Raw genomic sequence first — 3516 nt, 5'->3', positions numbered from 1 at the left:
CCTGGGTGGGGGGGGCGGCGCCCGCCGCCGGGGTGCCGGTGGTGCTCGGGGCGCTCACCCCGACCGAGGTGGCGCACGCGGTGGACCTCGGGGCCGCCGCCGTCAAGATCTTCCCGGCCCGGGCGTTCGGCCCCGGCTACTTCAAGGACCTGCGCGGCCCGTACCCCGACGTGCCGCTGGTGGCCTCCGGTGGGGTGAACGCGGGCAACGCCGCCGAGTTCCTGGCGCACGGCGCGCTCGCGGTCTGCGCGGGGACGGACGTGGTGCCGCCGGACGTGGTCGCGGCGGGGGACTGGGCGGAGATCACCCGGCGGGCCCGGGCGTTCACGGCGGCCTGCGCCGGGGCGGCGGGGGCGTAAACGGGCCGTCGGCGTTCGCGGCGGGGCGAAGGCGGGCCGTCGGCGCTCGCGGCGGGTTGTCGGCGTCCGTGGCGTGGCGAGGCGGGCTGTCGGGACGGCCGGGATTGGACGAGAATCGGGGGCACCCGGCTCGGCCCCGGCCGGGCCCGCCCCGGCTCAGCCCCTCCCCGCCCGGCCGGCCCCGGGCCCCGGACCCGGCAGGAGGAACCGCCCATGACCTTGACCCGCCCCGGCCCCGACTGGCTCGCCGACGCCGTGCTGTACCAGATCTACCCGCAGAGCTTCGCCGACTCCGACGGCGACGGCATCGGCGACTTCGCCGGCATCGCCCAGCACCTGGACCACCTGGCCTGGCTCGGCGTGGACACCGTCTGGCTCAACCCCTGCTTCGCCTCGCCGTTCCGCGACGCCGGGTACGACGTCGCCGACTACCTCACCCCCGCCCCGCGCTACGGCAGCACCGAGGACCTGGCGGCCCTGGTGGAGGCCGCCCGCCGCAAGGGCATCCGGGTCCTGCTGGACCTGGTGGCCGGGCACACCTCCGACCGCCACCCCTGGTTCCTGGCCTCCGCCGAGGACCCGTCCGACCACCGGTACATCTGGTCCGACCGCCCGGTGGACGGCTTCGTCGCCTCGCCCGGCAGCCGCCCCGGCTGGTACCTGCCGAACTTCTTCGACTGTCAGCCGGCGCTCAACTTCGGCTATGCGCGCGGTAGTTCGGAGGAGCCCTGGCGGCAGTCGGTGGACGCGGAGGGCCCGCGCGCCAACCGGGCGGCGCTGCGCGCGATCATGGCGCACTGGCTCGGCCTCGGGGTGTCCGGCTTCCGGGTGGACATGGCCTACTCGCTGGTCAAGGACGACCCGGGCAAGGTGGAGACCGCCAAGCTCTGGACCGAGCTGCGCGACTGGCTGGACCGCGCCCACCCCGAGGCCGTCCTGCTCGCCGAGTGGGGCGACCCGGCCGCCGCCGTCACGGCCGGCTTCCACGCCGACTTCTTCCTGCACTTCGGCGGCGCGGACCACGGCCTGCCGCTGCGCTCGCTCTGGAACAACAACGGCGGGACGGTCGAGGAGTTCTGGCACCAGGAGGCCTGCTACTTCGAGGCCGAGGGCCGGGGCACCCCGCAGCCCTTCCTGGACGCCTGGCGCTCCGCCGCCGAACTCACCGAGGGCGGCGGGCAGATCGTGCTGCCCACCGCCAACCACGACTTCTCCCGGCTGGCCACCGGCCCGCGCACCGCGGAGCAACTCGCCCCCGCCTTCGCCTTCCTGTTCACCTGGCCCACCCTCCCGGCGGTCTACTACGGCGACGAGATCGGCATGCGCTACCTGCCGGGCCTGCCCGACACCGAGGGCAGCGTCCTCGGGCCGCGGTTCAACCGGGCCGGTTCGCGCACCCCGATGCAGTGGACGCCCGGCCCCACCGCCGGCTTCTCCAGCGCCCCGCCCGAGCGGCTGTACCTGCCGGTGGACCCGGACCCGCACCGGCCGGACGTGCTCTCCCAGCGCGCCGACCCGACCTCGCTGCTGCACACCGTCCGGCGGCTGATCGCGCTGCGCCGGGCGCACCCGGGGCTGGGCGCGGCCGGCGGGGTGGAGGTCCGGCACGCCGGCTACCCGCTGGTGTACACCCGGGCCGGGCGGTACCTGGTGGCGGTCAATCCGCGCCGGGAGCCGGCGTCCGTACGGCTGCCGGGCCTGCCGGAGGGCGTCCCGTCGGCGCCGGGCGTCCGGCCGCTGGAGGTGCAGGGCGTGCGGGTGGTGGACGGGGAGCTGTGGGCGGACGGGTTCTCGTACGGGGTGTTCGAGCTGGGCTGAGGGCGGTCGGGGCGGTCGGGGCGGTCGGGCCGGGGGCACGGGGGCGGTAGCCGGGCCGAGTGCGGCGGGGAGCCGGGTCCTGTTCGGGGCCCGGCTTCCGATCGGTGTCAGATAGTTGTAAGCTACATCGATAGTTGGTTGCATTTACCATCCTCATTGGTTGTATTTGCCACCTTCATGATCGAACTGACAGACACGCCACCGGAGGACGGTACGAACACCATGAGCACACCCCGGAACCCCGCCGCAGCGCCCACCCTGGGGCACTCGCTCAAGCACCTGGCCGTCCACCTGATCACCCCGCTGCTGATGTGCCTGGGCATGGCGCTCGCCTACCAGGGCGCCTTCCACCAGCCCGAGCCCCACCACCTCAAGGTGGCGGTGGTCGGCACCACGCCGCAGGCGCAGGGCCTGGCGCAGGCCATCCAGGGCAAGGCCGGGAACGCGCTCGACGTCCGCACCGTGGACGACCGGGCCGCCGCCGAGCAGCAGCTGCGCGACCGGGACCTGGTGGGCGCCTTCGTGCCGGACGCCAAGAGCCCCGAGCTGATCGTCGCCAAGGGGAACTCGGACACCTCGGTGGTGGCCGCCACGGCGGTGTTCACCAACGTCACCGACCAGCAGGGCGTGCCGCTGCACGTCACCGACCTGACCACCCCGGCCGAGGGCGACCCGACCGGACAGGGCCTGTTCTTCCTGCTGGTCGCGCTGAGCATCGGCTCCTACGCCAGCGTCGCGGTGATCGGCGCCGCCGGCGCGGGGCTGAGCCTGGCGGTCCGGGCGCTGGTCGGGGTGGCGGTCTCGCTGGCGGTCAGCGTGATCGGGATCGTCACCGCCGGGCCGGTCTTCCACGTGGTCGACCACGACTACGCGGCGATCTGGGCGCTGGGCTGGCTCTACTCGGCGGGCATCGTGCTGATCGGCATCGGCCTGCACAGCTTCCTGAAGAAGTGGACCACGCTGGCCCTGATGGTGCTGTTCGTGATGCTGAACTTCACCTCCTCCGGCGGCGTCTACCGGCCCGAGCTGCAGAACGGGTTCTTCGGCGGCCTGCACGGCTTCTGGACCGGCGCCGGCTTCCTGGAGGGCGCGCGCAGCATCATGTACTTCGACGGCGGCGCGGGCCTCGGCGGGCACGTCGTGACCCTGCTGGTCTGGCTGCTGCTCGGCGGAGCGGCCCTGGTGGCCGCGGCGATGTACGAGGGCCGCGGGCGCCGTCCGGTGGAGACGCCGGCGGAGGCCGAGGAGGAGATGGAGGAGGCGGTCGCGGTCTGACCGCGCCCCTCGGAAGGCTTCACCGGGTGCCGTGGGCATCGGCACCGGGTGGGGATCGGCGGCC

At 74.4% G+C, this 3516-nt stretch carries 3 protein-coding genes; all 3 read left to right on the top strand.

The genetic code is table 11. The features are described 5' to 3' along the window. Nucleotides 1-359: bifunctional 4-hydroxy-2-oxoglutarate aldolase/2-dehydro-3-deoxy-phosphogluconate aldolase (locus ACFU6K_RS34160; protein WP_380669746.1), on the top strand; the 359-nt coding region annotated here is incomplete at its 5' end. A 213-nt stretch (nt 360-572) separates the two neighbouring features. Further along, a complete protein-coding gene (locus ACFU6K_RS34155; RefSeq protein ID WP_380669744.1) occupies nt 573-2177 on the top strand; it encodes an alpha-amylase family glycosyl hydrolase in 1605 nt (534 codons plus the stop codon). A 222-nt stretch (nt 2178-2399) separates the two neighbouring features. After that, nucleotides 2400-3452, top strand: a complete 1053-nt coding sequence (locus tag ACFU6K_RS34150) for a hypothetical protein (RefSeq protein ID WP_380669742.1) — start codon at nt 2400-2402, stop codon at nt 3450-3452. Nucleotides 3453-3516: the final 64 nt, after the last annotated feature.

The sequence above is a fragment of the Kitasatospora sp. NPDC057512 genome, from assembly GCF_042802135.1.
Taxonomy (GTDB): Bacteria; Actinomycetota; Actinomycetes; order Streptomycetales; family Streptomycetaceae; genus Kitasatospora.
The sequence above is the reverse complement of the archived record's forward strand: the minus strand, read 5'-3'. Positions and strand labels throughout refer to the sequence as shown.